This window comes from Streptomyces sp. NPDC003036, assembly GCF_040611175.1.
Classification (GTDB): Bacteria; Actinomycetota; Actinomycetes; order Streptomycetales; family Streptomycetaceae; genus Streptomyces.
In genome coordinates this window covers 57,806-84,150 of record NZ_JBEXNO010000017.1, presented here as the reverse complement: position 1 = coordinate 84,150, position 26,345 = coordinate 57,806, and the positions used below count along the sequence as shown (strand labels likewise).

Annotated in this window: 24 protein-coding genes and 2 pseudogenes; 10 read left to right on the top strand and 16 right to left on the bottom strand. The window is 73.5% G+C overall.

Translation table 11 applies throughout. The features are described 5' to 3' along the window. Positions 1-28 precede the first annotated feature (28 nt). Positions 29-1,495, top strand: a complete 1,467-nt coding sequence (locus tag ABZX67_RS15130; RefSeq protein ID WP_355359511.1) for an ornithine decarboxylase — start codon at positions 29-31, stop codon at positions 1,493-1,495. A 27-nt stretch (positions 1,496-1,522) separates the two neighbouring features. Here the strand turns inward: ABZX67_RS15130 and ABZX67_RS15125 are convergent, their stop codons facing one another. The 3 genes from ABZX67_RS15125 to ABZX67_RS15115 form a co-directional block, all read right to left on the bottom strand. Continuing rightward, positions 1,523-2,722: an amidohydrolase gene (locus ABZX67_RS15125; RefSeq protein WP_355359508.1), complete on the bottom strand. Its 1,200-nt coding sequence runs from the start codon at positions 2,720-2,722 to the stop codon at positions 1,523-1,525. A 102-nt stretch (positions 2,723-2,824) separates the two neighbouring features. Next, positions 2,825-4,018 carry a spore photoproduct lyase family protein gene (locus ABZX67_RS15120; RefSeq protein WP_355359505.1) on the bottom strand — a complete coding sequence of 398 codons (1,194 nt, stop codon included), beginning with the start codon at positions 4,016-4,018 and terminating at the stop codon, positions 2,825-2,827. A gap of 91 nt (positions 4,019-4,109) precedes the next feature. Then, complete coding sequence (locus ABZX67_RS15115; protein ID WP_355359502.1) at positions 4,110-5,345, bottom strand: aromatic acid exporter family protein; 1,236 nt, start codon at positions 5,343-5,345, stop codon at positions 4,110-4,112. A gap of 150 nt (positions 5,346-5,495) precedes the next feature. On the opposite strand from ABZX67_RS15115, the gene ABZX67_RS15110 reads away from it, so the two are divergent. Further along, positions 5,496-6,314 carry an SDR family oxidoreductase gene (locus ABZX67_RS15110; protein WP_355359499.1) on the top strand — a complete coding sequence of 273 codons (819 nt, stop codon included), beginning with the start codon at positions 5,496-5,498 and terminating at the stop codon, positions 6,312-6,314. A gap of 81 nt (positions 6,315-6,395) precedes the next feature. Here the strand turns inward: ABZX67_RS15110 and ABZX67_RS15105 are convergent, their stop codons facing one another. From ABZX67_RS15105 to ABZX67_RS15085, 5 genes are all read right to left on the bottom strand, one after another. Further along, the gene (locus ABZX67_RS15105; RefSeq protein ID WP_355359496.1) at positions 6,396-8,054 is read right to left on the bottom strand and encodes a catalase; all 1,659 of its coding nucleotides are present in this window, start codon (positions 8,052-8,054) and stop codon (positions 6,396-6,398) included. A 106-nt stretch (positions 8,055-8,160) separates the two neighbouring features. Continuing rightward, positions 8,161-8,943 (bottom strand): metallophosphoesterase, encoded by a 783-nt coding sequence (locus ABZX67_RS15100; RefSeq protein WP_355359493.1) that lies wholly within the window; start codon positions 8,941-8,943, stop codon positions 8,161-8,163. Further along, positions 8,940-9,194, bottom strand: coding sequence for a hypothetical protein (locus ABZX67_RS15095; protein ID WP_355359490.1), 255 nt, complete (start codon positions 9,192-9,194; stop codon positions 8,940-8,942). Before ABZX67_RS15095 ends, ABZX67_RS15100 begins: the two co-directional genes overlap by 4 nt. Then, the gene (locus ABZX67_RS15090) at positions 9,191-9,823 is read right to left on the bottom strand and encodes a nucleotidyltransferase family protein (protein WP_355359675.1); all 633 of its coding nucleotides are present in this window, start codon (positions 9,821-9,823) and stop codon (positions 9,191-9,193) included. Before ABZX67_RS15090 ends, ABZX67_RS15095 begins: the two co-directional genes overlap by 4 nt. Before the next feature lie 195 nt (positions 9,824-10,018). Then, complete coding sequence (locus tag ABZX67_RS15085; RefSeq protein ID WP_355359487.1) at positions 10,019-13,240, bottom strand: hypothetical protein; 3,222 nt, start codon at positions 13,238-13,240, stop codon at positions 10,019-10,021. Positions 13,241-13,439: 199 nt separating this feature from the next. Here ABZX67_RS15085 and ABZX67_RS15080 point away from each other — a divergent pair. The 4 genes and pseudogenes from ABZX67_RS15080 to ABZX67_RS15065 all read left to right on the top strand — a co-directional run. Further along, positions 13,440-13,867, top strand: a pseudogene (locus tag ABZX67_RS15080) (DUF6629 family protein); the annotation flags it as partial. 269 nt (positions 13,868-14,136) lie between these two features. Next, entirely contained in the window at positions 14,137-14,580 is a 444-nt protein-coding gene (locus tag ABZX67_RS15075) for a hypothetical protein (protein ID WP_355359484.1), read from the top strand. Between the two features lie 42 nt (positions 14,581-14,622). Further along, complete coding sequence (locus ABZX67_RS15070) at positions 14,623-15,048, top strand: hypothetical protein (RefSeq protein ID WP_355359481.1); 426 nt, start codon at positions 14,623-14,625, stop codon at positions 15,046-15,048. Positions 15,049-15,168: 120 nt separating this feature from the next. Continuing rightward, a pseudogene (locus ABZX67_RS15065) lies at positions 15,169-15,456 on the top strand (IS1380 family transposase); the annotation flags it as partial. Between the two features lie 35 nt (positions 15,457-15,491). Here ABZX67_RS15065 and ABZX67_RS15060 read toward each other — a convergent pair. The 3 genes from ABZX67_RS15060 to ABZX67_RS15050 are packed head-to-tail and all read right to left on the bottom strand — an operon-like array spanning position 15,492 to position 17,846. Continuing rightward, positions 15,492-16,262: an amino acid ABC transporter ATP-binding protein gene (locus ABZX67_RS15060; RefSeq protein ID WP_355359478.1), complete on the bottom strand. Its 771-nt coding sequence runs from the start codon at positions 16,260-16,262 to the stop codon at positions 15,492-15,494. Between the two features lie 10 nt (positions 16,263-16,272). Then, positions 16,273-17,103, bottom strand: a complete 831-nt coding sequence (locus ABZX67_RS15055) for an amino acid ABC transporter permease (RefSeq protein WP_355359475.1) — start codon at positions 17,101-17,103, stop codon at positions 16,273-16,275. Continuing rightward, positions 17,070-17,846 carry an ABC transporter substrate-binding protein gene (locus tag ABZX67_RS15050; protein ID WP_355359672.1) on the bottom strand — a complete coding sequence of 259 codons (777 nt, stop codon included), beginning with the start codon at positions 17,844-17,846 and terminating at the stop codon, positions 17,070-17,072. The genes ABZX67_RS15055 and ABZX67_RS15050 overlap by 34 nt, the downstream gene beginning before the upstream one ends. A 425-nt stretch (positions 17,847-18,271) precedes the next feature. On the opposite strand from ABZX67_RS15050, the gene ABZX67_RS15045 reads away from it, so the two are divergent. After that, positions 18,272-18,901 carry a hypothetical protein gene (locus tag ABZX67_RS15045; RefSeq protein WP_355359472.1) on the top strand — a complete coding sequence of 210 codons (630 nt, stop codon included), beginning with the start codon at positions 18,272-18,274 and terminating at the stop codon, positions 18,899-18,901. A 41-nt stretch (positions 18,902-18,942) separates the two neighbouring features. Next, positions 18,943-19,362, top strand: a complete 420-nt coding sequence (locus ABZX67_RS15040) for a cold shock domain-containing protein (protein ID WP_355359668.1) — start codon at positions 18,943-18,945, stop codon at positions 19,360-19,362. Positions 19,363-19,408: 46 nt separating this feature from the next. Here ABZX67_RS15040 and ABZX67_RS15035 read toward each other — a convergent pair whose 3' ends face one another. Together ABZX67_RS15035 and ABZX67_RS15030 are read right to left on the bottom strand one after the other, a co-directional pair. Then, positions 19,409-19,654, bottom strand: coding sequence for a hypothetical protein (locus ABZX67_RS15035; RefSeq protein ID WP_355359469.1), 246 nt, complete (start codon positions 19,652-19,654; stop codon positions 19,409-19,411). Positions 19,655-19,709: 55 nt separating this feature from the next. Further along, positions 19,710-20,180 carry an NUDIX domain-containing protein gene (locus ABZX67_RS15030; RefSeq protein ID WP_355359466.1) on the bottom strand — a complete coding sequence of 157 codons (471 nt, stop codon included), beginning with the start codon at positions 20,178-20,180 and terminating at the stop codon, positions 19,710-19,712. A gap of 99 nt (positions 20,181-20,279) precedes the next feature. On the opposite strand from ABZX67_RS15030, the gene ABZX67_RS15025 reads away from it, so the two are divergent. Further along, complete coding sequence (locus ABZX67_RS15025) at positions 20,280-21,035, top strand: uracil-DNA glycosylase (protein ID WP_355359463.1); 756 nt, start codon at positions 20,280-20,282, stop codon at positions 21,033-21,035. On the opposite strand, the gene ABZX67_RS15020 is transcribed toward ABZX67_RS15025, so the two are convergent. From ABZX67_RS15020 to ABZX67_RS15010, 3 genes are read right to left on the bottom strand one after another with little or no spacing between them, the layout of a single operon-like run. Continuing rightward, complete coding sequence (locus tag ABZX67_RS15020; RefSeq protein ID WP_355359460.1) at positions 20,974-22,161, bottom strand: oxidoreductase; 1,188 nt, start codon at positions 22,159-22,161, stop codon at positions 20,974-20,976. The two genes, ABZX67_RS15025 and ABZX67_RS15020, sit on opposite strands and share 62 nt — an antisense overlap. Continuing rightward, on the bottom strand, positions 22,158-23,594 hold the full coding sequence (locus ABZX67_RS15015; protein WP_355359457.1) for an FAD-dependent oxidoreductase: 1,437 nt from the start codon (positions 23,592-23,594) through the stop codon (positions 22,158-22,160). The genes ABZX67_RS15020 and ABZX67_RS15015 overlap by 4 nt, the downstream gene beginning before the upstream one ends. Beyond that, the gene (locus tag ABZX67_RS15010; protein WP_355359454.1) at positions 23,591-25,045 is read right to left on the bottom strand and encodes an FGGY family carbohydrate kinase; all 1,455 of its coding nucleotides are present in this window, start codon (positions 25,043-25,045) and stop codon (positions 23,591-23,593) included. Before ABZX67_RS15010 ends, ABZX67_RS15015 begins: the two co-directional genes overlap by 4 nt. A gap of 300 nt (positions 25,046-25,345) precedes the next feature. Between ABZX67_RS15010 and ABZX67_RS15005 the strand changes: the two genes are divergently transcribed. Next, on the top strand, positions 25,346-26,344 hold the full coding sequence (locus ABZX67_RS15005) for a hypothetical protein (RefSeq protein WP_355359451.1): 999 nt from the start codon (positions 25,346-25,348) through the stop codon (positions 26,342-26,344). Position 26,345 lies beyond the last annotated feature (1 nt).

Here is a 26,345-nt window from a genome sequence, read left to right as displayed (position 1 = left end):
GCCCGGGCGCGAGGGCACCCGCGAGGACATGGACCACTCGAAGGCACCCGTACTCGACGCCCTGAAGGCGTACCACGCCGAGAACCAGACCCCCTTCACCCCGCCCGGGCACAAGCAGGGGCGCGGTGCCGATCCCCGCGTCCGCGCGGTGCTCGGCGACGCCGTGTTCCTCTCCGACGTCCTGGCCACCAGCGGCCTCGACGACCGGATGTCGTCCCAGGGCATCCTGGAGCACGCCCAGGAGCTGATGGCCGACGCGGTGGGCGCGGAGCACACCTTCTTCTCCACCTGCGGCAGCTCCCTGTCCGTGAAGGCGGCGATGCTGTCGGTCGCGGGCCCGCACGAGAAGCTGCTCGTGGGCCGCGACGCGCACAAGTCGGTGGTCTCCGGCCTGGTCCTCGCCGGCATCGTGCCCATCTGGGTCGACCCCCAGTGGGACGCCGACCTGCACCTGGCGCACCCGCCGTCCGCCGACGCCTTCCGCGCCGCGTTCGCAGAGCACCCCGACGCGCGCGGCGCGCTGGTGACGACGCCGACGCCGTACGGCACCTGCTCCGACCTGCCCGGCATCGCGCGCGTCTGCCACGAGCACGGCGTACCCCTCATCGTCGACGAGGCGTGGGGCGCCCACCTGCCCTTCCACCCGGACCTGCCGACCTGGGCCATGGACGCCGGGGCGGACGTGTGCGTCACCTCCGTCCACAAGATGGGCTCCGGGCTGGAGCAGGGCTCGGTCTTCCACCTCCAGGGCGACCTCATCGATCCGCAGGTCCTCAAGAACCGCGAGGACCTGCTCGGCACCACCAGCCCCTCCGTGCTCGTCTACGCTGCCCTCGACGGCTGGCGCCGCCAGATGGTGGAACACGGCCACGCCCTCTACGACGACGCGCTCGCCCTCGCCAAGTCGGTACGGGCGCGGATCGCCGAGATCGACGGCCTGCACGTGCACGGCCGCGACGACTTCTGCGGGCCCGGCCGCGCCTCCGACATGGACCCGCTCCAGGTCATCGTCGACATCTCCGCCCTCGGCACGACCGGCTACCGCGTCGCCGACCGGCTGCGCGAGAAGCACCACATCAACCTGCATCTGTCGGACCACCGCCGCAGCAGCGCCCAGCTCACCCACGCGGACGACGAAGCGAGCGCGGACGCCCTCGTCGCAGCCCTGGCGGAGGCCGCCGCCCACGCCGACGAGCTGCGCCCCGCGCCCCGGATCGAGGTGCCCGACCCGGCCGAGCTGCGGCTGGAGCAGGTGATCCTCCCGCGTGACGCGTTCTTCGGCAGGACCGAGCAGGTCCCGTGGGAGAAGGCCGTCGGCCGGATCACCGCCGAGATGCTCACCCCGTACCCGCCCGGCATCCCGGCGGCCCTGCCCGGCGAGCGCCTCAACGCGGAGGTCCTGCGCTATCTGCGCACCGGCGTCGACGCGGGCATGGTCGTGCCCGACGCGGCGGACACGGAGGTCAAGAGCATCCGCGTGGCCATCGAGGACTGAGGTGCCGCGCGCGCTCGGGAACGGGCGTCACAGCCCGGCCGCGGCCTTGTCCCGCAGGCAGGCCCACGCCCGCTCCTGCACCTCCGTGCGCAGCAGGACGTCCGCCGCCGTACAGGCCAGCGCCTCGGCGGCCGCGAGCATGGCCCGCCGCGCGCGGGGGGAGGCCGCGGCGGCCGCGAACCGCGGCGTGTGGTCCGCGCCGTCCTCCAGGTCCATGATCGACACCCAGGGGTGGATCGCGGGCACGCGGTTGCTGACGTTCCCGATGTCGGACGAGCCGAGGTAGATGCCCGGCACCGGCTCCGAGAGCCGCAGCCCCGCCCGCGCGATGTGGTCCGCGAACCGCCCGGACAGCACGTCGTTGTCGCGGAAGTGCTCGTAGCCCTCGCCGACCCGGTCCACGTCCACCGTCGTACGGGTGGCCAGCGCGATGCCCTGCGCGCAGGAGCGCAGCTCCGCCTCCAGCTCCTCCCGGGCCGCCGTGGTGCCCCCACGCAGCCCGAAGAGGCCCTCCGCGTACTCCGGGACGATGTTCGTGGCGCGGCCGCCGTCCGACACGATGCCCTGCACGTGCGAGCCGGGCGGCAGCCTCCTGCTCAGCACCGGCAGGGTGTTGAAGAGCTGGATCAGCGCGGCCAGCGCGTCGATGCCCTCCGTCGGGTTGCCCGTCGGGTGCGCCGCGCGGCCGTGGAAGCCGACCCGCAGCTGCGCGCTGGCCGTCAGCGGCGCCCACGTCCAGTCGTACACGCCCGGATGCACCATCAGCGCGGCGTCGACCCCGTCGAAGAGCCCCGCCTCCACCTCGACGACCTTGCCGCCGCCGTGCTCCTCGGCCGGCGTGCCGACGGCCAGCAGCGAGCCCTCGACCCGGCCGAGCGCCGCCCGCGCGGCGAGGGCCGCGCCCAGACCAGCCGCCGCGATCAGGTTGTGGCCGCACGCGTGACCGAGGCCGGGCAGCGCGTCGTACTCCAGCAGCAGCGCCACGCACGGCCGCCCATCGCCGCCGGACCGGCCGGTGAACGCCGTCGGCAGGCCGGCGACCCCCCGCTCCACCTCGAACCCGGCGGTCTCCAGCTCACCGGAGAGCAGCCGCGCCGCCCGGTGCTCCTCGAAGGCGGTCTCCGGATCGCGGTGGAGCGCCAGGGCGACGTCCCACAGCCGGTCGGCGCGCGCGGCGACCTCCTCCCGGATACGGGCGTACACAGGGGCGAGGGCGTCGTCGGACACAGGGCCTCCTCGGGTCGGCGGTTCGGGGGCCGGCGCTTCCGCCGGGCCTTGCGGACGTGTTCCACGCCTCCGCCGCCCGATGCCCTTGCGGCCGTACGCCTGTCAGAACGCGTACCGCACCCGCAGCCAGGGCGCGTGGGCCCCGATCAGCGCCGTGAGGCGCGCGACGGCCTCGCGCTTGACGTCGTCGCGGTAGCGGACGTTGCGGGCGCCGTTCTGCGAGCGCTTGGCCTGTTGCAGACCGGGCTGCCACAGGACGTCCTCGGCTCGCGGGTGCCAGGTCCGGTTCACCTCGTGCAGCTCGCGGTTGTGGGTGAGCATGATGACCTCGGCCGCCGCCTGCCGTTTGACGGCGGGCGGGAGGACGTCGTCCATGTGGCGCAGCAGCTCGGCCCAGTCGGCTTCCCAGCCGGGCCGGATCACCACGGGGGAGAGGTTGAAGTGGACCTCGTATCCGGCGGCGACGAAGTCGCCCGCGGCCGCGATCCGGTCGGCCACCGGGCTCGTGCGGATGTCCAGGAGCCGTGAGTCGGCGGGCGGCATGACGGAGAAGCGGACACGGGTGGCGCCGCGCGGGTCGAGGTCGAGGAGCGCGCGGTTGACGTACTTGGTGGCGAAGGACGCCTTGGCGGTGGGCCACCGCCGGAAGGCGTGGACGAGCGCGGCGGTGCCGTCGCCGATCAGCGCGTCCACGGAGCAGTCGCCGTTCTCGCCGATGTCGTACACCCAGCGGTCGGCATCGCACTGGTTGGGCTCCGGCTTGGGCCCGAGGCCGCCGATGTGGCGGTCGAGGGCCCCGATGATGTCCTCGACGTTGGTGAACAGCGTGATCGGGTTCGCGTAGCCCTTGCGGCGCGGCACGTAGCAGTACGCGCACGCCATGGCGCACCCGTTGGAGGCGCCGGGGGCGATCCAGTCGGCGGAGCGGCCGTTCGGGCGCACCTCGAACGACTTGCGCACGCCCAGCACGAGCGTCTGCCGCTTGACGCGCACCCAGCGTTCCGCGTTGCCCTCGTTGCCGTGCAGGCGCGGGATGTTCCAGTGGGAGCCCACCTCGATGAGCCGTGCGCCGGGGAACCGCCCGATGATGGCGCGTCCGCGCGGGGAGAGCGCGGCCGCCGGCTCGGCGTGGATCTTGGTCACGTCGAGCAGTCCGGCGGCGGCGTCCGCTCCGGCGGGCCCCGGCTCCGGCCCGTGCTCCGGCGCTTCGGCGGCGCACAGCAGCTCCTGGAGGCCGAACAGCGCGTCCGGCCCGTCGGGCGGCGGTGAAGGAGGGGGCGGGGGCGGGCGGTGCATCGGTTTCTCCCTGCGGCGGGGGCAGTCCTTCCAGCTTGCCACCCGGGTCCGACAGCGGCCGCGCCGCCGACCCCGAGCCGGAAGACAGGTCCTACGCCTCGACCCGGGGGCGGCGCTCCGCACGACGGCCGCGCAGCCGGCGGCTCAGGGCGTGGAACCGCGGGTGGCGCTCGCCGAGCTCGGCCGAGCGGCGGTCCAGTTCCTCCATGAGGCGCTCACTGCGCTTGTCGAGGTCCAGCTCGTCGAGGATGCGGTCGATCTCCGCGAGCAGCGCCCCGTGCAGCTGCCATTGCCGGGGATGCTCCTGCACGTCCTCCAGGAGCATGTCGGCGACCCGGTCACGGGTGGCCCGGCTGGCGGCGAGCGCCTCGGTCAGCTGTTCCTCGGCGCGCTCGGCGTTGGCCGCCACCTGCGTGGTGATCAGCCGGGCGAAGCTCTCGATGGCATCGGCCATCTGCCCGAACAGCTCCTTGAGCCCGGCCGCCACGTCCGGCGGGAACAGCGACTCCTCGGTGCGGAACTTCGCCAGGTCGGTCAGGCTGCGGGTCAGCACCCGCAGCACCACGGCGCAGATCTCCAGCGTGTCCAGGCCGGTGCGCAGCACGATCCGTGACAGCAGCCCCTCCCGCACCCTGGGGTTGAACATGAGGCTCTCCTCCGCCTGCCGCAGTGAGGCGTCGACCTCCACGATGTCGTGGTCCAGCCGCCGCGCCTCGTGCAGCCGGGCGGCCGCGTGCGGGAACGGGATGTGCCCCTCGCCGATCTCGTCGCCCATGGTCCGGAACATCCGGCCCATGCCCCGCGCCAGCCCGTCGATGGAGGCCCCGGCGCTCTGCACCCACACGGGCGGCGCGAACAGCAGGTTGAACAGCAGGCCCACCCCGGCGCCGATCAGCGTCTCCAGCACCCGGTGCCAGGCCACCGACGCGGCCTGCGAGACGCCGAGGACCAGCATGGCGCTGATCGCCACCTCCGGCACGAACTCGTCCACCCGTACGAAGCGGCCGACGATCAGCGCGGTGAAGATGGTCAGCCCGAGGCTCCACCAGGTCAGCCCCACGAGCGCGCTGAAGCCGACGGCGAGGAGTACGCCGACGACGACCGAGTTCACCCGCCGGATCCCGGTGGTCAGGGTCGAGTAGAGAGTGACCTGCACGACCAGCAGCGCCGTGAGCGGCGCCGTCAGGGGAGAGGGCTGGTCGGGCAGCACGGCCAGCGCGACGACGAACGAGATGACGGCCGCCGCGGTCGATCGAATGGTCTGTACCGCCACGGGTTCGGTCGTCCGCCGCACCAGTTTGATCACAGGAGCTGATACTTCTGGCATCTCATTCCCCTGCCCGATCATCAGTCACTCAGTACACACCCGCCCCAGTAACCGCCCGGACGCCCGCGTTTGCCCTCCGGGCGACGTGGTACCGCCAAAGCTCCCGACCAACGCGACCGTCCAACGAGTGACCACCGTCCAGGAGGAGCGATGAACTCACCCGCCCGCGACCGCGCCGCCCGTACCCCCGTCGCCGTCGTCACCGGGTCCGACTCGGGCATCGGCCGCGCCACCGCCGTCCGGCTCGCCGCCGACGGCATGGACGTCGGCATCACCTGGCACACCGACGAGGAGGGCGCCCGGCGGACCGCCGAGGAGGTACGAGCGCACGGGCGCCGGGCCGCCCTCACCCACATGGGCCTGACCAAGCTGCCGGACGCCGCCGACGCCGTGGACCGGCTCGCGGAGGAGCTCGGCCGCGTCGACGTCCTGGTCAACAACGCCGGCACCGGCACGGCCACGCCCTTCCTGGACATGGCGTACGAGACCGTGCGCGGCGTCCTCGACGTCGACCTGATCGGGCCGTTCCTCTGCGGCCAGATCGCCGCGCGCCGCATGATCCGGCAGGGCGGCGGCGGCCGGATCGTCAACGTCACCTCCGTGCACGAGCACCAGCCGCGCGTCGGCGCCGCGCCCTACTGCGCGGCCAAGGGCGGCCTCGGGCTGCTCACCCAGGTGATGGCGCTGGAGCTGGCCGAGTACGGCATCACCGTGAACGCCGTCGCGCCCGGCGAGATCGCCACGCCCATGACGGGCCAGGAGGACGAGGACGTGACGCGGACGTCCCGGCCCGGCGTGCCGCTGGGCCGGCCGGGCGACGCCCGCGAGGTCGCGTCGGTCATCGCGTTCCTGGCGGGGGAGGGGTCCTCGTACGTCACCGGCGCGTCCTGGGTCGTGGACGGCGGGATGCTCCGCATGGGCCCGCAGGCCGGGTCCCACCTGGAGAGCGACGCCTGGCGCCGCCCCTGAAACACCGAGCGCGGCGCAGGGCGAGCGCGGCGCATGGCAAGGGCCCCACCCGGTGGGGGTGGGGCCCTGTGGCCGGTGCCGTCAGCGCGTCACCACATGCCGCTCGTCCGGCACGCAGTGCGTCATGGTCAGGCCCTCCACGTCCCGGGGCGGGTTCTCCCCGAGGTTCGCCAGCCGCTTGCGGTCCTCCTCCGTGAGGTCCTGGCTCGCGAGGGGTTCGAGGTGGGCGACGTCCTGCGGGCTGATGCCCAGGCCCTCGCCGACCCGGAGCCCGAGGTCGTTCTCGACCAGCAGGAAGTGCCAGACCATCCGCTCCTGGACGGGCCGGTCGCACTCCTTCAGCGCGTTGACGAAGTTGCGCACCAGGTCGTCGCGCTCCCACTGCTCCATCAGCAGGTACCGCTGCCCGGCCTGCATGTAGTCGTTGGTGCGCGGGATCCGCTTGCGGGTGAGCCGCCCCCGGATCTCCGGGCCCTGCTCGTCGTGCGTGGGGTACTCGCCCTCGCGCAGCCCGCCCCTGATCGACGGCTCGTAGTTGACGTCGGGGTTCTCGCCGTGGCCGTCCTGGCGGTACGTCATGAAGCCGTCGCGCTGGTTGGTGCGCACGTCGGCGTTCTTGGCCTGGTTGACCGGGAGCTGGAGGTAGTTCGGGCCGACCCGGTAGCGCTGGGTGTCGCTGTACGAGAACGTCCGGCCGACCAGCATCTTGTCGTCCGAGAAGTCCAGGCCGTCCACCAGCACGCCCGTACCGAAGGAGATCTGCTCGTTCTCGGCGAAGAAGTTCTCCGGCATCCGGTTGAGCACCATCTTGCCGACCGGCTTGGGCGGGAAGTCCTGCTCCGGCCAGGTCTTGGTGTCGTCCAGCGGGTCGAAGTCGAGCTCCGGGTGGTCGTGGTCCTCCATCATCTGGACCAGCAGCTCCCACTCGGGGTAGTCGCCGCGCCCGACCGCCTCGTACAGATCCTTGGTGGCGTGCCCGAGGTTCTCGGCCTGCACGTTGGCCGCGTCCTCCTCGGTCATGCTGCGCACGCCCTGCTTGGGCATCCAGTGGTACTTGACCAGGACGGTGTTGCCCTCCTGGTTGACCCACTTGTACGTGTTGACGCCGAAGCCCTGCATGTGGCGGTAGTCGGCGGGGATGCCGCGCGGGCTGAAGAGGTTGACCAGCATGTGCATGGACTCCGGGGTCTGCGACATGAAGTCGAAGATCCGGCGCGGCTGCTGCTGGAAGGTGACCGGGTCGGGCTTGAGCGAGTGGATCACGTCCGGGAACTTGATCGCGTCCCGGATGAAGAACACGCCCAGGTTGTTGCCGACCAGGTCCCAGTTGCCGTCCTCGGTGTAGAACTTCACGGCGAACCCGCGCGGGTCGCGGGCGGCCTCCGAGGAGTCGCGGCCGCCGATCACCGTCGAGAAGCGCACGGCCAGGTCGGTGCGCTTGCCGCGCTCCTGGAAGATCTTGGCGCGGGTGTAGCGGCTGATCGGCTCGTCGCCCCAGGCACCGTACGCCTCGAAGTAGCCGTACGCGGTGACGCCGCGGGCGTGGACGACACGCTCGGGGATGCGCTCCCGGTCGAAGTGGCTGATCTTCTCCAGGAACTGGTAGTTCTCCAGCGTCGCCGGGCCGCGGGCGCCGACGGTGCGCTGGTTCTGGTTGTCGTAGACCGGGTGCCCCTGGCGGTTGGTGAGCACCTTCCGGTCGTCGCCGGGCGCGGGGCCCCGGCTCGATACGTCCGTCACGATCCTCGGCTCCTTCGATGCCGTCTTTCTGCGGTTTGGTCCGATGTGTCGCAGTATCCTCCGTTACCCCCGCTTCGTGGAGGACTAACGCGACCGGCGAGCGTGCCTAGCGCACCGCGGCCGCCCGCTCCCGCGCCCACCTGTCCTGACCGTCCCCGGCCTCCGCGTGCACGGACAGGTGGTAGATGGCGAAGGCCCGGCCGATCACCGGCTGGGCGACGTTGCGCACCCGGATCCCCTCGCTGGTCATGCCGTGCTCGACGCCCATGTGCGCGTGACCGTGCACCGCCAGGTCCGCGCCCGCCTCGTCCACCGCCTCGGCCAGCAGGTAGCTGCCCAGGAACGGATAGATCTCCAGCGGCTCGCCCGCCAGCGTGTCCGGCACGGGGGAGTAGTGCGTCAGGGCGATCCGCACCGCGCAGCCCGCGTCCTTCAGGGTGTTCAGCGACCCCCGCAGCCCGTCCGCGCAGCGCCGGGTGTACCGGATGAACGACTTCATCTCCGGCTCGCCGAACTCGCCGCCACTGCGCCCGGCGAAACCGCCGCCGAACCCCTTGGTCCCGGCCACGCCGACCCGCACCCCGTCGATGCTCAGCACGGTGCCCTCGCCCTCCAGCACCGTCACACCGGCGGCGTCCAGCGCCGCCGTCACCTCCGCCTCCTGGTCGCTCTGGTAGTCGTGGTTGCCGAGGACCGCCACGACCGGCACGCCGAGACCGGCCACCTCCCCGGCGACCACCTCCGCCTCCCGGGCCGTGCCGTGCCGCGTCAGGTCGCCCGCCAGGAGCAGCAGATCCGCGCAGTCGCGGAGCGTCTCGAAGGCGGGGCGCAGCGTTCCGGCGCTGTCCGGGCCCAGGTGGATGTCGCCGACGGCTGCTACTCGGATCACGTCAGCTCCTCGGAGTGGTCGGGCGGATTCGCGGAGGCCACGACCAGGTCCTCCCGCAGCGGGAGCCCGGCCAGTTCCTCCGCGGCGATCCGCAGGATCTCGGTGCGGCAGGCGGGGCTGGAGACGGTGCCGTACAGCATCACGCTCGCCCCCCGCTGCTCGATGCGTACGCCGAGCTCGGCGATGTCCTCGCTGGCGAGCCGGTCCCGCAAGTGGGCGATGCGGTATTCGGCGGTGTCGGCCGCGCTCATGACGGTCCCTCCCGTCGTTCGGTGAGCGTTCGCTCGGTGACCGGTTCGATCACGTTCAGGCGCTCCAGCAGGAACAGGAACGCCTCGGGCATCGCGGACCCCCGGCTCTCGCGCCGCAGCAGCTCCCAGTCGATCTTCTCCCGCAGGGTCCGGGCGATCGGCAGTACGGCTCCGAAGTCGCAGTGGTGCTCGGAGAAGGCGGCCAGCAGGCTGCCCACGAGGTCCGTCGGGGCGAGGACCGGCATCCGCACCGAGTCCACCGGCAGGACGTCCGCACGCTCCAGCAGATCGGGCGTCACCGGATGCCGGGCCAGCTCGAAGATCAGATCGATGTTCTCGCCGTGCGCCGTCGCCTTGATCAGCCAGTCCTCCGGCGGCTTGCGCACCGGGATCCCGGCGCCCTCCAGCACCCGGGCCACCTCGTCCGCGTCCTCGCGCAGGATCGCGAAGTCGGTGTCGTGCTGGAGGTTGCCCGGCACGCCGTGCGCGTACGCCGCGACACTGCCCGCCAGCGCGAACCGCAGCCCGGCGCCCTTGAGCAGCCCCGCGACCTGTTTGGTGGCCTCCAGGATCGCCTGCATCCTGTCCCGCGGCAGCCAGGCGTCCCCGGCCGCCCCGCCGCCGCCCATGGCGGCGTCCAACGGCACGGCGGTGGGGTCGCCCTCCACCGCTCGGCCCCCGGCCAGCCGCAGCCCGGCCGGTTCCTCCGGGCCCTCCTCGGGCCGGGTGGCGTCGTGCGAATGGTTCCTCACGGTGCTCGGTCCTCCCCTTTCCTCGGCTGCGGGAGGGGGTTCGGGTACCCGGATCGCGCGAAACGATCCCCCTCATCCGAAGGGCCACACCCGGATGGTGCCGTCACCGCTGTACGTGGCGAGGCGGCGGCCGCCGGTGTCGAAGGCGATGCGGAAGACGGCGTCCCGGGTGTCGTGCCCGATGAGCGGTCGCCCCACCTCCTCGCGTGCGTGGGTGTCCCAGACCCGGACGACGCCGCCGCTGTCACCGGTGGCGAGGAAGCGGCCGTCATGGCTCAGGGCCAGCGCCTCGACGAAGTGCGGGAGGAACGCGCCGTGCCGCGCGCACGGGCGGAGCCTCGCCCTGAGCTTCCCCGACCCGGTGTTCCACACGCCGACGACGCAGGGGTCCTCGCCGCCGACGGCGGCCAGGGTGTTCAGGTCTCCGCTGACGGGAGTGGGGCCACCACAGGTCGACGGACCGCGCGGCGCGGCGGTCCTCGCGACGAGCCGCCGCTCGTCCAGGTCCCAGACGAGCAGAGGACCGTCGCAGTATCCGATCAGGACCCGGTCACGATCGCCGGTCCTCGCCAGCGCGTCGGCCTCGATGTGCCGCCCGCTGCGCGCCTCCAGGACGCCGGGGGCCTCGTCCTCCTCTCCTACTCCCTCCGGGAGGAGCCGCGCCAGTGCGGGCAGGTCGAGTGAGCGCTCGACGTCCACCAGCTGATCACGGCGCAGGGAACGCACGGAGAGCGGATCGCCGGTGGCCGCGTTCCAGCGGGACACCGTCTCACCGTCGCTCGCCACCACCACGCCGCGTACGAACGCCAGGGTGTGCACCGGATGGCGGGGGATCAGCGTGGCGGTGGAGGCATCCTCCGGGAAGGCGAGCGGCGTGCCGACGACGAGCGTCAGGGCCGCCACCGCCGCACCGGCCTTCACCCGCGCCAGCGGGCGGCGCGAGGGACCGACGAGCCGGGGCACCGTGGGCGCGACACCCGGCGCCGCCCGGGCCACCAGCGTCTCCTGGAGACGCACGTGCCGGAACTGGTACTGGCCGCCGGACCCGCGCAGGACACCCCTGCGATGGGCGTCGGCGAGGAACCCCATGAACCGCCACGGCAGCCGGCCGCGCACCACCGCCACCAGGCGCAGCAGCAGGAACCGGGTCCACGCCCGCGACAACAGGATCAGCAGGGCCGTCACCAGGCCCGGCAGCACGCAGCACTCGGCGACGAACAGGGCGACGTGCCACTCGCCGTCCTCGTACAGCCCGAACCACCCGGCCTGCTCATGGATCCGGGCGAAGACCACGTCCGCGAGCGCGGGCTCGTGCCGCCACCCGTGCCACGCGGCCGCGAGGAGCGACACCGGCAGTCGCGTCAGCACCAGCACCGGAAACGCGCCGAGTCCCACCACCGCCCCGGTGGCCAGGGCACCGATCAGCGCCGAGCGACGGTCGTCGCGGAGGGACGCGCCCGGCTCCGCCCGGGCCGCCTGGCCGGGAGGCGCGTCCAGGCACTCGTGCACGGCGACACCGCAGCCGACCACCACCATCAGGGCGACGGCGAACGTCACCGCGTCCAGCAGCGTCGCCGCCTCCTCCCGCGACAACCCGTCCACCGCGCCGACCAGGGCCATGATGCCGATGACCACCACCGCCGGGATCGCCGCGACCGCCAGCCCGGCCACGAACCCCCGGCGCAGCCGGGGCACCGCGCCGCGCACGGTGAACGACGGCCGGCCCGGCAGCCGGCCCGCCGTCGCGTACCAGATCAGCATGGTGAGGACGGTGAAGGCGGCGCCGATCCCGACGCTGACGCCGATCACCGCGCCGTCCACGCCGCGCTCCGGGGCGAAGAGGGACAGCCCCAGCCCCACCGCCACCGCCAGCAGCGCGCCGAACGCCAGCCCGATCCCCGGCGCCGCCCACGCCGACAGCAGCCGGGGGCTCATGAGCCACCACGCCAGATCGCGCTCGCCGTACCGGTGCAGATACAGGGCGAGGAACGTCAGCCACTCCCGCGCCTTCGCGGGATCCGGGGCCGTGGAGCCGCCCTCGCCCTCGGCGGGCACGGCGCCCGGTGCGTACGCCGCGTCCACGAAGCGTTCGATGAGGTGGTCCTCCACCGCGTGCCGGCTGGGGAACCGCTCCTCGTCGACGAGCTCCGCCGGCTGCCCGCCGCACCGCTCGTACACCGTGCGGGCCATCGAGATGATCAGCGGGGTGGACAGGGCCCCGGCCACCGGGCTGTCCGGGCGCGTACGCAGCCGCTCGTACACCGCCGACCAGTCGGACTCCTCCGGCCAGGCCACGTCCGCCAGATACGGGATGGCGTCCCGTGGGGCGACCGGGCTGATCTCCACGACGGGCGCGCGGTGCAGCGCGGGCGACCCCGCCTTGACGACGTCCTCGTACTCCGCCGACCGGCAGGTCACCACGACCGGCCGCTCCCGGCCCAGCGCGCGGTTCAGGGCGCGCACCGCACTGCGCCGCGCGGACTCCGGGATCTCGTCCAGCCCGTCCAGGACCGGCAGCAGCAGCCCGTGCAGCAGCAGGGAGCGCGGGATCTCGGTGCGGCCCGCGTAGTACGACTCCGCCAGGCGCCGCACCAGCCAGTCGTCCAGCGACTCGCAGACCGGGTCCCAGGACGACACGGGCAGCAGCGCCGGCACCGGCCCGCCGGACTCCCGGGGCTCCAGCAGCCCGAGGGTGAGCAGCAGGGCGAGCACGGTCTTCCCGGCGCCGGGCTCGCCGAGGACCACCAGCCGTCCACTGCCGATCTGCCGGTACCCGGCCGCGAGCCCGGCGACCGCCTCCTCGAACCGCCCGTCGAGCCGGCCGTCCAGCCGCAGCCGTACGACCCGGGGCCCCGCGCCCTGCCCCGGCACCCGGTCACCGGCAGACAGAGGCCCCCCGCCGCCCGCCCCGCCTCCGGCCCGTACGACCGTCTCGGCCCGGTCGCCGACGTCGCGCCGGGTGGCGCTCCACACCAGCGGCAGCACCCGCGGATCGCGCAGCCGACGGGACTCGGCCTCCTCCAACCACTGCGCCCGCAGGATCCGCGCCAGGTCGTCGGCGAGCTCCCCGGGGTCGGGCGGCGGCGCCTCCTGTCCGCGCAGGAAGTCGGCGGCGGAGAGCGCCAGCCCGGCGAGCCCGACGAACAGGCCGAGGACGCTCGCCAGCGGATCGCCCGTGTCCAGCCCGGCCACCAACATGGCCACGACCAGCCCGAGACTGACCAGACCCAGCAGGAGGACGAGCACGGTGCGCCGCACGCGCTGCCGCCGCAGGCGGCCCGGAAACCACGACATGCCGTCAGCGTGGCAGCGGGGCCCCGGCCGCGTCGGCGAGGAGCGGCGGCGTCAGTCGACCAGGTGAACGGGACCACCGGCGCGCCACCGCGTCCCTCACCCCGCGCAGGCCCGGGCGGACCAGGCAGGAGCCGAGGAAGGAGTACCGGTCCGGTTCGCCTCCGGACCGTTGATCGGTCGCCCCCGTACGGTGCCCACCATGTGCTGGAGCGCCACGGCCGATCTCGCGGCGGGCACGGTCGTCGCCGCGATCGGCGTGGCCTGTACGGCGCGGGCGCGCCGGGCCCGTGAACTGCCGCTCGCCGCGCTGCCGCTGCTCCTGGGCGCCCACCAGATCGTCGAGGCCGCCGTGTGGCGCGCGGGCGGAGGCAGTGGCCCGGCGACCTTCGCCTGGGCGGTGATCGCGCTGCCGCTGCTGCCGGTGTGGGTGCTGTTCGGCGTGCTGGCCGCCGCGCCGCCGGGGGCCGCCGGCGCCTCGCCGCCCCGGCCGCCACCGGAGTCGTGACAGCCGCCGCCCTGGCGTACTGCCTCGCCACCCGGCCCGTCACCGCCGAGATCCGCGGCCGCACCGTCGGGTACGTGCTCGACCTGCCGTATGCGCCGCTGCTCATCGCCGGTTACCTGGTCCTGGCCCACCGGTGCGCCTTGCCAGACCGCAGCATCCAGACTTCCTTCTCCTTCGGGTACCCGATCATCGAGCCCGTCCGCATGAGCAAGATGACCCGAATTCGAAATCGTTCTGGCCGGATAGCGTCCCGTACGCGTACGGGACGGTTGCGAGGGCGGTGACCGGGCCGCTTTCCCCTGCCCAGGAGAACGTAAGACTGCTAGCCTGCGGGGTGCTCAGCCACTGGTCCCACACAATCAACTGCGCATAGGGGTTCGCTGACTTGAAGATGAACAAGTTCACGATCAAAGGTGTCGCCGTGATGGCCGGCATCGCATGCGCGTTGACCACGGTTCTCTCGGGCTCCGCCTCGGCGGCCACGCAGTTTCCGTCCGGAGACGGGCACCAAATCTCGGTGGACTGGAGCGGCCAATGGGTGAATGTCAACCGCCTCGAAGACATCACCTTGCAACTGTGCGACGCGACGCCGGCGGACAAGAACCAGGCGACGGCTGTGCTCCAGGGGTACGTCAACGGGCAGATTCGGACCGCCCCGTCGGTGTTCCGGGTGCCGATCGGCGACAAGGCCTGCTACGAATGGCGGAACGTCTTCCTCACCTATTTCCAGAACGGTGAAACCCTGGCATATGCACGAGTGAAGTTCTACAACTCCGGGGCTCCGACGGAGAGCTGGTACACCAGGTGGGTCATCAACCCTTTCTGGGGCGCGTAACCGGCATTCCGTACCGGTCAACCACGGGAGGTACGAATGCGTATGCGAAAACTGGCACTGATGATGTGCGGAATTCTCGGCGTCGTCCTCATGACCACGACCACATCCCAGGCGGCGACGCACACCCCGGCTTCTCCGGACTCGCCAGGAGCCTGCCAGATCACGGCATGGGGACATGTGGTTGCCGTGGTCTGCCGAACTGGCGCATATCTGAACGCGGACTGGACGGGTGACGGCGTCAGGGACGAAGTCTTCTTCATCAGCCCGCCGAACAACTACGTCTACCGTATTTCGGGCAGCAGCAACGGACCTGTCCGGGTGAGCAACGGAGTCGCCTGGACCATGGTCGGCACGCAGATCCGGGCGTCCGGATACCACCGGGTCTATGCCGCCACCGCCGGAGGCACGCAGATCTACGCGCAGCAGGAGGGCTCCACCTGGACCCCCTGGTACCGCTACGTGCCCTAGCCTCGCCGTTTCACTTGGGTACGGCTGGCGGTGGGGCGGAAGCGCGAAAGTGCCTTCCTAACCTGGGGCGACGAACCTTGCTGAGGAGTTCCGTCGGTCCAGGCGGAGGGCGCTTTCTACGTGCCGACTATCGGGTTGCGTCCCAGGGTCCATGTCGGTGCCGATGGTTCGGGGGTGGTCGGGCACGCCGGGGCGCGGTTGCCGGCCGATCTCGCTGAAGTCACCGGGCTGACCGCCGCGTACTCCGCCGCGCTCAGGTCGCTTCGGCCACGCGGGACCGGACATGATCCGGGCCGGGTCGCCACCGACCTGGCGGTGATGCTCGCCGACGGCCGTGAGGCTGCACTCGCCTCACTGCAAGCGGCCCGTGCTTCAACCCGGGAAGTCGCCTGGACGCAGGCCGCCGAGACCGGCGAGGGCATACCTGCTGTCCGGGCCGGCGGCTAGGACGGCTCCTCGGGGCCGGGCGCCGCCGCTGGGTCCAGGATGCGGGTCAGGAAGTGGCGGGTGCGCTCGTGGCGCGGGTCGCCGACCACCTGCGCGGCCGGGCCCTCCTCGACGATCACGCCGCCGTCCATGAACACCACCCGGTCGGCGACCTCCCGGGCGAAGCTCATCTCGTGCGTGACGACCATCATCGTCATGCCCTCCGACGCCAGCATCCGCATGACCGACAGCACATCGCCGACGAGCTCCGGATCGAGCGCCGACGTCGGCTCGTCGAAGAGCATCACCTCGGGGCCCATCGCCAGCGCCCGGGCGATCGCCACCCGCTGCTGCTGGCCGCCGGACAGCTGCGCCGGATAGGCGTCCGCCTTGTCGGCGAGCCCGACGCGCGTCAGGTTCTCCCGGGCGACCCTCGCCGCGTGCTCCTTGCCGCGCTTCAGCACCCGCCGCTGCGGCAGCGTGAGGTTCTCGGTGACCGTCACGTGCGGGAAGAGGTTGAACTGCTGGAACACCATGCCGATCCGGCGGCGTACGGCGTCGATGTCGACGTCCAGGTCCGTGACGTCCGTACCGCCCACGAACACCTGGCCCTTGGTGGGCTCCTCCAGCAGGTTCACGCAGCGCAGCAGCGTCGACTTCCCCGAGCCGGACGGGCCGATGACGCACACCACCTCACCGGTGGCCACGTCCAGGTCGATGCCGCGCAGCACCTCGTTGTCGCCGAAGGACTTGTACAGGCCCCGGATCTCGATCTCGTTCTCTGGCATCGAACGTCCCTCACTTCGCCCTGGCGGCACGGGCCTCGAGGCGTCGGGCCACCAGGCTCAGCGGAATCGTCACCAGCAGGTAGCACAGCCCGGCGACGAGGATGGGCGTGGAGTTGGCGGTCTGGCTGGCCAGGTCCCGCCCGAACTTGGTGAGCTCCCGCTCCTGGAGCGTCACCCCGAGGAACAGCACCAGCGAGGAGTCCTTGAACAGCAGCACCAGCTGGTTGGTCAGCGGGGGGATGATGATCCGGTACGCCTGCGGCAGGATCACCGACACCATGGCGCGGGCGTGTGAGAAGCCCAGCGAACGCGCCGCCTCCATCTGGCCCTTCGGCACGGCCTGGATGCCCGCCCGAATCGTTTCCGCCATGTACGCCGCGGCCACCAGCCCGAGGCCGAGGGCGACGTTGCCGTACGTGCCCCCGGGGATCTCCGTACCGGGGAACGCCAGCGGCACGGCGACCCCGACGAAGATGAAGATCAGCAGGGCGGGCAGCCCCCGGAAGATCTCGATGTAGATGCTCGCGGCCCACCGGTACGGCGCCACCGACGACAGCCGCATCAGGGCGATGACCAGGCCCAGCACGAGGCCGAAGACGAACCCGGAGAGGGTGTACACCACCGTGTTGCGCAGCGCGGTGGTGATGATGTCGGGGAAGAGCCGCGTGGCCAGGTCCGCCTGCGCGAACTGGTTCTGCAGGCGGTCCCAGTCGGCCAGGACGCCGAGCAGGACGAGGGCGGCGACGAAGACCGCGTACTGCAGGCCCTGCGATACCCGCCGCCGCTGGCGCCGCGTCAGCCGTGAGGTCACGACACGCCCTTGGGCATCGGGCCGATCCACTCCTCGTAGATCTTCTTGTACGTGCCGTCGGCCTTGGCGTCCGTGATCGCCTTGTCGATCGCGGCGCGCAGCTTGTCGTTGCCCTTCTTCACCGAGAAGCCGTACTGCTCACCGGTCTCGATGTTCTGGCCGAGCGTGAACGCGTCGGCGGTGGCCTTCTCCTTCAGCCAGCCCTGCACGACCGGGTAGTCGATGACGACCGCGTCGACCTGGCCGGTGCGCAGCCCGTTGAGCACGGCGTCGGAGCTCTCGAACGCCACCGGGTCGAAGCCCTGGCTCTTGGCGTAGCTCTCACCGGTGGTCTCCGCCTGCGCGCCCAGCTTCAGCTTCTTCGCCTTGACATCCGCGAGGGTGGTGGCGCCGCTCTTCTTGCTCGCCAGGAGGGCCTGGGTGGCGTCGAAGTACGGGACGGAGAAGTCGACGTTCTTCTTGCGCTCGTCGGTGATCGTCATACCGGCGGCGGCGAGGTCGCACTTGCCGGAGTTGAGGAACGCGCCCGTCTTGAAGTTCTCGAACGGCGTGTCGAGGATCTTCTGTTCGACCTTGAGGTTCTTCGCCGCGAGGTCGACCAGCGCCACGTCGAAGCCGACGATCTCGCCGTTCCGCTCGAACTGGAACGGCGGGTACGGCAGATGGGTGCAGACGGTCAGCTTGCCCTTCTCGACGACGGGCACCCCGCCCGCGGCCTCACCGGGCCCCTCGTCGCCGTTGCCGCACCCGGCGACCAGCACCAGCCCGGCCACCGTGGCACAGGCGGTGAGGACGGTACGGGGACGAGGGGCGCGCTTGCCGACGGTTGTCCTGAGCACGGTTGACCTCCATGGCCGGGGGGACGGCGGGCGGTACCGGGTGAGGCGACCGCCGACCATGATCGTATGCCACCCGGGCCGGGAACGTCGCGGCGTTTGCGGACACCAGTGCGGGCCCGTGTGGACTTCCGGGCGGACGGCGTGCCCGGTTTCCCGGGTGACGCGCCCCCAGGGGTGGGCGGGGCCCGGGTCCCGGGGCGTCACGGGCGGCCTGTCCCACTCCCGGCCCCCGCTTGTCCCGGGCACACCCGGGCGGGGGACGGGTCCGCATGGGGGCCGGGGCCTCATGCCGCGGGGACGCCGGGCGCCGGAGCTTGAAGGGGCGACATTCCGAACCCCACCCGGTGAGCGAGCCCCCCATGATGCGCACCACTTCCGCACCGAACACCGACCGCGCCATGCTCGCCGGCAACGTCCACTACCCCGTCCTCGTACGGAGCGGTGACGACGGCCGCGACGAGCTCCCCCGGCGCGCCGCCGGGCTCGCACCGGACGCCTTCTGGCTGGTCACGCGTGCGGGTCTGCCCGCGGCGCACACCGCCTGGGCGGAGCGCCTCCTCGGCCCGGCCGCCCCCGTGCGCGTGCTGACGGCGCCGGACACCCCCGACACCCCCTGGACCGTGCGCCCCGCGCCCGGCTCCGTGGTCGTCGCCCTCGGCGGCACCGGCGTCCTCGACGCCGCGGCCCGCCTGGCCGTCCGCGCCGCCGACACCGCCCGGGGCGACCCCGCCGGGCGCGGAGCGCGGCTGATCCTCCTGCCCACCACCCCCCGGGCGATGACCGACACGGCCTTCACCCTGGAGCGCCCCGGCGCCCCGGGTGCGGCGCCCGCGCTGGTCTGGCTGACCAGCGCCCCTTCGAGCAGCGCCCCTCCGCGCACACGTGACCACCACGGGCCCGGGACCCCCGGGCCCGTCCTCATGCCCGTGACCCACCTCTTCGGTGACTTCGCTCCCCAGACCGTGCCCGTCGGTGGCCGGCGCCTGTAGATTCACGCCGCAGAAGCGGTGTTGGCGTGGAGGTAACGGCTGTGTTGATGGTGGGCAAGATCCTGCGGTTCGACGAGGTCCGTGGTTATGGGTTCATCGTCCCCAGGGAAGGGGGCGAAGACGTGTTCATGCACGCGAACGACCTGGTGGACGACAAGTACCTGTACCGGGCGGGGCGCGAGGTGGAGTTCTACCTGGAGATGGGCGACAAGGGCCCCAAGGCGTCGGAGATCCGCCTCGTCGACCAGCCCGCGCGCCGCCCGACGGTGCCCGCGCCCGCGCCCGCTCTGGGCGACGACCCGGACGACGACACGCTGGACGTGCTCACCACGGCGGAGTTCCAGGCCGAACTGACCGAGGCACTCATCGACGCGGACGGCACCCTGACCGCCGCCCAGCTCAAGCGCGTCCGCGCCGGAATCACCGACCTGGCCCGCTCCCACGGCTGGCTCGACGCCTGATCGCCCCCGCCCTGGACCGGCCCCGGGCCGTCGGCGCCCGCGCCGGCTACTCCGGGGCCCGGCTCGGCGGCGCGGTGCGCAGGGCCGAGGCCAGCCGCAGCAGGCGGGTCTCGTTGCCCCGCAGGCCCGCCCGGGCGAGCGCCTCGTCGGCCTCCGCCAGCGACGACGACAGGTACACCCCGGCCATCGGCGCGAGCGCCGGGTCGCCGAGCACCGCCTGCGCGGCCTCCACGAGTCGTAGGTACGCCTGGGCCGCCGCGCGTTCGCGCATGTCGAAGGTGGTGCTGGTCATCTCTCGCTCCTCGTCGACCGGTTGGGAGTCCCACTCTCCCGCACGGCACTGACAATCAGCGTTCGCGCACGTACCGTTCCAGCCGCTCCAGGAACTCCCGCTGCGCCGACACCAGCCGGGGCGCCGCCTCCTCGGGCGTGAACCACGCGACGCGGTCCACCTCCGGGAACTCCCGCGTCACGCCCGAGCCGCGCGGCCACTCCATGGTGAAGGTGCCGGGCACCACCGCCTCCGGGTCGAGATCGCCCTCCACCGCCCACACCGTGACGACCTTGCCGCTCGCCTGCCGCACCTCACCCAGCGGCACCGCGTCCCCGCCCGGCACCGGCAGTCCCAGCTCCTCCACGAACTCCCGGCGCGCCGCCCCCTCGGGCGACTCGTCCGCCTCGTACTCGCCCTTCGGGACCGACCAGGCCCCGGTGTCGCGCGAGGCCCACAGCGGCCCGCCCATATGGGCGATGAGCACCTCCAGGCGCCCGCCGGAGGTACGGAACAGCAGCAGACCCGCGCTTCGCTTCACCGTCATGCCGCACAGTGTCCCCACGCGCGTCCCCGTGCGTGGGGACACGCGCCGCCGCGCTAGCGTCGAACACGGACCCCGAAAGACCGACAGGGGAGGAGCACGATGCCCTCGACGCCCGACGACGCGGACTTCCCCGCGTACGAGGCCGCCCGCGCCGCCTCCGTTCCCGGGCTCGACGAGCGCGTCACCCACTGCCGCGCCTGCCCCCGCCTGGTCGCCTGGCGCGAGCAGATCGCCCGCGAGGGCCGCCGCGCCTACGCGGGCTGGGACTACTGGGCCCGCCCCGTCCCGGGCTTCGGCCCCGACGACGCCGCGCTGCTCGTCGTCGGCCTCGCCCCCGCCGCCCATGGCGGCAACCGCACCGGCCGCATGTTCACCGGCGACCGCTCCGGCGACGTGCTCTACGCCGCGCTGCACGGTCTGGGACTCGCCAGCCAGGCGGAGGCGACCCACCGCGACGACGGGCTGCGCCTCCACGGGACGCGCGTCACCGCACCGGTCCACTGCGCCCCGCCCGCCAACAAGCCGACGCCCGGCGAGCGCGACACCTGCCGCCCCTGGCTCGCCGGCGAGCTGCGGCTGCTGCGCCCCACCCTCCGCGCGCTCGTCGTCCTCGGCGCCTTCGGCTGGCAGGCGGTCCTGCCCGCGCTGACCGCCGCCGGCTGGTCGGTGCCCCGCCCCCGCCCGGCCTTCGCGCACGGCGCGCACCTCACCCTGGAGGCCACGGACGGCGGCCCGGGCCTCGAACTCTTCGGCTGCTACCACGTCAGCCAGCGCAACACCTTCACCGGGCGCCTCACCCCGGCCATGCTGACCGACGTCCTCGGCCGCGCCGCCCAGGCGGCGGGGCTGCGCTGATCCGTACCGGTCCGCCGTCCGGGTCGACCCGGCCCGTCCAGCCGCCCGGCAGCACGACCGACCGGGACGGCGTGGCCACGCGCCACACCCTCCGCCGGTACAGCAACCGCCCGTCCTGATGGACCGACACCACCGGCCGCACCAGACGCTCCCGCGCGCGCAGCAGGAAGCCGCCGTCGTCCGGTCCGCCGACGCGGTTCGGCGTCACCCACCGCAGCGGGGCGTCCACCACCACCGGAACCGGCCGCTCCGGCCAGGGAGCACGCCCCGCCAGGTACGCCAGGACCGCCGTCGCCACCGCCCGGCCCTCGGCGGCCGCCCGCCCGGCGCCCTCCACGGCGTGCAGCACGTCGCCCACCGCGAACACGCCCGCCTCCGACGTACGGAACGCGCCGTCCACCGCCGGGCCGCGTGTGCCGGGGTCGAGCACGAGACCGCCGTACCGCGCCAGTTCGTGCTCCGGGAGCCAGTCGCCGCTGAACACCACGGTGTCGCACGCCACCGTCGCGGTCCGCCCGTCGCGGTGGCGCAGCCGCACGCCCGACAGGCGCCCGCGGCCCAGCAGTTCGGCCACCGCGGTCTCGCCGAGCACCGGGACGCGCCCGTACCCGGGCCCGAAGACCGCCGGCCGGCCTCGCGGCTCCTCCGTGACCAGCGCGGCCACCTCCACGCCCGCCCGGCGCAGCGCCCGCACCGCTTGGCGGGCGACCGGCTCGTCGGGCCCGACGAGCACCGCCCGGGTGCCGATACCGTGCCCGTGCCCGTACGCGTACACCGTCCGCAGCAGTTCGCCCGCCGTCAGCACTCCGGCCACCCGGGTCCCCGGCACCAGGCGCGCGGCGCGCGGCCGCTCCCGGGCGCCGGTCGCCAGCACCACCGCCCGCGCGGTGATCCGCTCCAGCCCGCCGGGGCCCGTCGTGTCGAGCGTGCGCGGGCCCGCCCACCCGGTGGCGGTGACGCCCGCGCGCAGTACCGCGCCCCCCGGTTCCTTCAGGCCGTCGGACGGCGCGCGCTCCAGCACCTCGACCGTGCCCGCGCCCGCGGCGGCCAGCCGGGCGGCCGCGGCGCGCCCCGCCGGTCCCGCGCCGACCACCAGTACGTCGACCGTGCGCGTACGGCGGCTCATGACCGGGCCTCCTCGAACAGCGCGCGCACCGCCGCCCCGCACGCGGAGCCCTGGCACCGCCCGCCCCGCGCCCGCGTCCGGCGCCGCAGCCCGTCCAGCGAGGCGGGCGGGATCGTCGCGGCGAGCGCGTCGCGGATCTCGCCGCGCGTCACGCGCTCGCAGTGGCAGACGATCGTCCCGTACTCCGGGTCCGCCGCGATGAGCTCCGCGTCCAGGTACGGCCGCGGGAACGCCTCGCCCACGTTCGGCATCCGCACTTCGGGCAGCTCGCGCACAGCACCCGGCTCCAGTCCCGCTTCCACGAGCAGTTCCCGCACATGCGCGGCGATCGCCATGGACGCGGACAGCCCGGTCGAGCGGATGCCGCCGACCGTTACGTACCGCTGCCCGGCGTGGCAGGCGATGCGGTAGTCGTCCTCCTCGGTGGCGGCGCGCAGCCCCGCGTAGACCGCCGTGACCTCCTCGTCGAGCAGTTCCGGCAGGATCCGGCGGCCGTGCGCGCGGAGGAACGCGAGCCCCTCGGCCGTCGAGCCGGTCGCGCCCTTGTCGTCCAGGTCCTCGGCGGTCGGCCCGAGCAGCACCTTGCCGTGCACGGTGGGGGAGACCAGCACGCCCTTGCCGAGCGCGGTCGGCACCGGCAGCAGGATGTGCCGGACCAGCCCGCGCGCGAACGCGTCGAAGACGATGAGCTGCCCGCGCCGCGGCCGTACGGTGAAGTCGTGGTGCCCCAGGTGCCGGTCGAGCTCGTCGGCGTACAGCCCGGCGGCGTTGACGAGGTAGCGGGTGCGCAGCACGCCCCGCCCGGTCACCAGTTCGTGGCTCGCGCGGCCCGGGCGGACCGACTCGACCCGGCACCCCAGATGGAGGTCGACCCCGGCGCGCACGGCCTGGGTGGCGTACGCCAGTGTCGTCGTCCACGGGCAGACGATGCTCTCGTCCGGCACGTCGAGCGCGCCGAGCGCGCCGGGGCCCAGACGCGGCTCGCGGGCGTACAGCTCGTCGGCGCCGACGATCCGCGCCCGGCGGTAGTCGTTCCGCTCGGCCTTCGCCGCGAGCGCGGGCAGTGCGGCGAGCTGCTCCTCGTCCCAGGCCACGAGCAGCGCCCCGACCCGCTCCACCGGGATGCCGGTCTCGGCGGCGTAGGAGGTGAGACGCCGGTAGCCGTCTTGGACGAGCCGCGCCTCCAGCGACCCGGGCACGGCGTCGAAACCGGTGTGCAGGATCGCGGTGTTCGCCTTCGACGTGCCCTCGCCGACATCGGCGGCGGCCTCCACGACCGCCGTGCGCAGCCGGAAACGGGCCAGTTCGCGCCCGATCGCGCAGCCCACCACCCCCGCGCCGACGACGACCACGTCGTACGGCTCCGACGGCACCGGCCCGCCCCGCGTCACGGTCCCGGCGTTGCTCCCGGCCCCGGCCCCGGCCCCCCTCATCGCGAGCCGTCCACGAGTGCCGCCACCGCCGACCGGAAGGCCCCCATCCGCTCGGCGGCCTCAGCCGCCGACACCCGCGGCTCGTAGACGGCGGACGGCTTCCACTCCGGCAGCGCCCGCTCCACGGAGAGCGAGGGATCCAGGCCCAGCCGCGCCAGCACGGCGGCGCCGAGAGCGGTGGCGTCGGGCAGCGCCGAGACCTCGACGGGGCGCTGCAGCAGATCCGCCTGCGTCTGCATCAGCAGGGCCGACCGGGTCAGCCCGCCGTCGACGCGCAGCACGTCCAGTGGCGCGCCCAGCTCTGCGCCCGTCGCGGCCGCCAGCTCCACGACCTGCGCCGCGATACCCTCGCACAGCGCCCGCACCAGGTGTCCGGCCGTCGTGTCGAGACCGAGCCCGGTCACCGACCCGCGCACGTCGTCCCGCCACCACGGCGCCGCGAGCCCCGCCAGCGCCGGTACGAAGGTGACGCCGCCCGCGTCCGGCACGGAGGACCCCACCGGGTCGAGGTCCGCCGCGCCGCCGACGACCCCGAGGTCGGTGAGCCAGCGCACCGCCGAGGCGGCCGCGTACACCTGCCCGTCCAGGCAGTAGGCGGTCCGCCCGCGCAGCCGCCACGCCACGCAGCTGACCAGGCCCGAGCCGCCGCGCCGGGGCCGGTCGCCGGTGTGCGCCAGCAGGAACGCCCCGGTGCCGTACGTGCACTTGGCCGCGCCGGGCCCGGTCGCGCCCTGCGCGAGGAGCGCCGCCTGCTGGTCGACGAGCAGGCCGGTCAGCGGCACCTCCGCGCCGCCGGGTCCGCCGAAGAGCGACGTGGTGCCCACGGGTCCCGCCGCGTCCACGAGGGCGGGCAGCCGCTCGCCGGCCAGCCCGTAGACCTCCAGCGCGTACGGCGACCAGTCGACGGTGTCCAGGTCGAGGAGCTGGGTGCGTCCGGCCGTGGCCGCGTCGGTGACGAACGCGCCACCGCCCGTGAGCCGGTGCGTCAGCCAGACGTCGCTGGTGGTCACCACGCCCTCGCGCGTGAGCCGGCGACGTATCCAGGCCATCTTCGGCGCGGCGAAGTACGGGTCGAGCGGCAGCCCGGTCGTCTCGCGCAGCGCGTCGGCGTGCGGCGCGAGCTCCGCGCAGACGTCCCGCGCCCGCTTGTCGTGCCAGACGATCGCGTCGGTGAGCGGCTCGCCCGTCCGCGGGTCCCAGGCCAGGACGGTCTCGCCCTGGTTGGCGAGGCCCACCGCCGCGACCGGTTCGCCGGCGTCGGCCAGCGCCGCGCGCCCGGCGGCGACGACCGAACCGAGCAGCTCGCGCGGATCGACCTCGGCCCGCCCGCCCGGCAGCCGGCGCGGCCGCACCGGGGCCGTACCGGAGCCGATCACGCCCCGCTCGGGGCAGACCACCAGCGCCTTGGTGCCCGACGTGCCCTGGTCGACGGCGAGGACGGGGCCCGTCATCGCTCCTCCCCTCCACTCGTCACACACGCCCTCACGGGGCCGGAAACAGGCATCGGGCTCCTCCGACTTCTCACCGGCTTCTCGCCAAGTTCCTTGTTTGGCCGAATGGTTACGACCTTTGTCGAAAGTGGATCGCAATCGTCCAGCACACTCTATAGTGATCGCCGATCAACGCCCCGTAATCGGCCGACAGTTCGGCCATCCGTTCCGTGTTCCACGCCACCCCCCGCTCAGAGGATCCATGACCACCACACCATCCCCGGCCGCTCGTCCGGCCTGTCCGCCACCGGGGACGAGGTGATGCCCGGCCACGACTTCCGGCCGGTCTACCACCCCGCGGGACACGACACCGCCCTGCGCGCGGTGGTCCAGGACCTGCGGACCGGACGCTGGCTCTCCATGGCCCAGCTCCTCGCCGGCACCACCGACTGGGCGCTGTGGACCCAGCGCACCCAGGTGCTCGCGGCCGTCGCCGCCGGCTCCGACGTCGTACAGGCCTGGCGGGCGGAGGATCCGTACAGCGTCGCCGCCACCGTGATGCACGCCCGGGTCGCGGTCGAGCGCGCCGTACGCGCCCACCGCGAGCGGCACCCGCGCACCCAGGAGCTGTGGCAGCTCGCCTGGCAGGCGTGCCACACCGCCGCCCGGGTCTCCCCGGGGGACCCGGTGCCCTGGGTGTGCCTGCTGGCCCTCGCCGTACTGGACGAGGGCCAGCGCATGGAGGAGCACCGCATGCGCCCGCCCGGCCCGATGCTGCCGCCCGGCCCGTGGGGCCTGCTGGCGGAGGCCGACAAGCGCGACCCGCACAACCGCGAGGCGTACCACCGGATGCTCCAGTTCCTCTACGCCCGCCGCCCCGAGCCCACGTCCGGGTCGCTGTCCGAGGCCGTCAACTTCGTCCAGTGGGCGGCCGGTTCCGCCCCGCCCGGCTCCGCCCTGCACGTCCTGCCGCTGTACGTGCGGGTCGAGCGCTACCGCCGCGAGCGCGGCCAGGAGAAGGCGCTCGACCTGCACTGGGTCGCCGAGGACGCCACCCGCGACGCGCTGCGCGCCCTGCTCGCCTGGTTCGACCACGCCGTGCCCGCCACCGCGTCGCTGCTCGACCTCAACCACCTGGCGCACGCCCTGTGGGGGGCGCTCCGCTTCACCGAGGCCGTCCCCGTCTTCGAGGCGCTCGGGCCGTACTACACGCCGCAGCCGTGGGCGTACCGCACGGACGACCCGGGCGACCGGGCGCTCGCCGAGGAGGTGTTCCGGCGTGCCCGCACCCGGTGCCTCGGCGCGGCCCGCGACGGCTGAC

Coding starts and splice junctions, on each gene's coding strand:
- ABZX67_RS15130 (WP_355359511.1), top strand. CDS start 29: ATGGACCACTCGAAGGCACCCGTACTCGACGCCCTGAAGGCGTACCAC.
- ABZX67_RS15010 (WP_355359454.1), bottom strand. CDS start 25,045: ATGACGGGCCCCGTCCTCGCCGTCGACCAGGGCACGTCGGGCACCAAG.
- ABZX67_RS15070 (WP_355359481.1), top strand. CDS start 14,623: ATGCGAAAACTGGCACTGATGATGTGCGGAATTCTCGGCGTCGTCCTC.
- ABZX67_RS15110 (WP_355359499.1), top strand. CDS start 5,496: ATGAACTCACCCGCCCGCGACCGCGCCGCCCGTACCCCCGTCGCCGTC.
- ABZX67_RS15030 (WP_355359466.1), bottom strand. CDS start 20,180: ATGACGGTGAAGCGAAGCGCGGGTCTGCTGCTGTTCCGTACCTCCGGC.
- ABZX67_RS15095 (WP_355359490.1), bottom strand. CDS start 9,194: ATGAGCGCGGCCGACACCGCCGAATACCGCATCGCCCACTTGCGGGAC.
- ABZX67_RS15045 (WP_355359472.1), top strand. CDS start 18,272: ATGATGCGCACCACTTCCGCACCGAACACCGACCGCGCCATGCTCGCC.
- ABZX67_RS15005 (WP_355359451.1), top strand. CDS start 25,346: ATGCCCGGCCACGACTTCCGGCCGGTCTACCACCCCGCGGGACACGAC.
- ABZX67_RS15020 (WP_355359460.1), bottom strand. CDS start 22,161: ATGAGCCGCCGTACGCGCACGGTCGACGTACTGGTGGTCGGCGCGGGA.
- ABZX67_RS15035 (WP_355359469.1), bottom strand. CDS start 19,654: ATGACCAGCACCACCTTCGACATGCGCGAACGCGCGGCGGCCCAGGCG.
- ABZX67_RS15085 (WP_355359487.1), bottom strand. CDS start 13,240: ATGTCGTGGTTTCCGGGCCGCCTGCGGCGGCAGCGCGTGCGGCGCACC.
- ABZX67_RS15025 (WP_355359463.1), top strand. CDS start 20,280: ATGCCCTCGACGCCCGACGACGCGGACTTCCCCGCGTACGAGGCCGCC.
- ABZX67_RS15120 (WP_355359505.1), bottom strand. CDS start 4,018: ATGCACCGCCCGCCCCCGCCCCCTCCTTCACCGCCGCCCGACGGGCCG.
- ABZX67_RS15060 (WP_355359478.1), bottom strand. CDS start 16,262: ATGCCAGAGAACGAGATCGAGATCCGGGGCCTGTACAAGTCCTTCGGC.
- ABZX67_RS15015 (WP_355359457.1), bottom strand. CDS start 23,594: ATGAGGGGGGCCGGGGCCGGGGCCGGGAGCAACGCCGGGACCGTGACG.
- ABZX67_RS15075 (WP_355359484.1), top strand. CDS start 14,137: ATGAACAAGTTCACGATCAAAGGTGTCGCCGTGATGGCCGGCATCGCA.
- ABZX67_RS15115 (WP_355359502.1), bottom strand. CDS start 5,345: ATGCCAGAAGTATCAGCTCCTGTGATCAAACTGGTGCGGCGGACGACC.
- ABZX67_RS15090 (WP_355359675.1), bottom strand. CDS start 9,823: ATGGGCGGCGGCGGGGCGGCCGGGGACGCCTGGCTGCCGCGGGACAGG.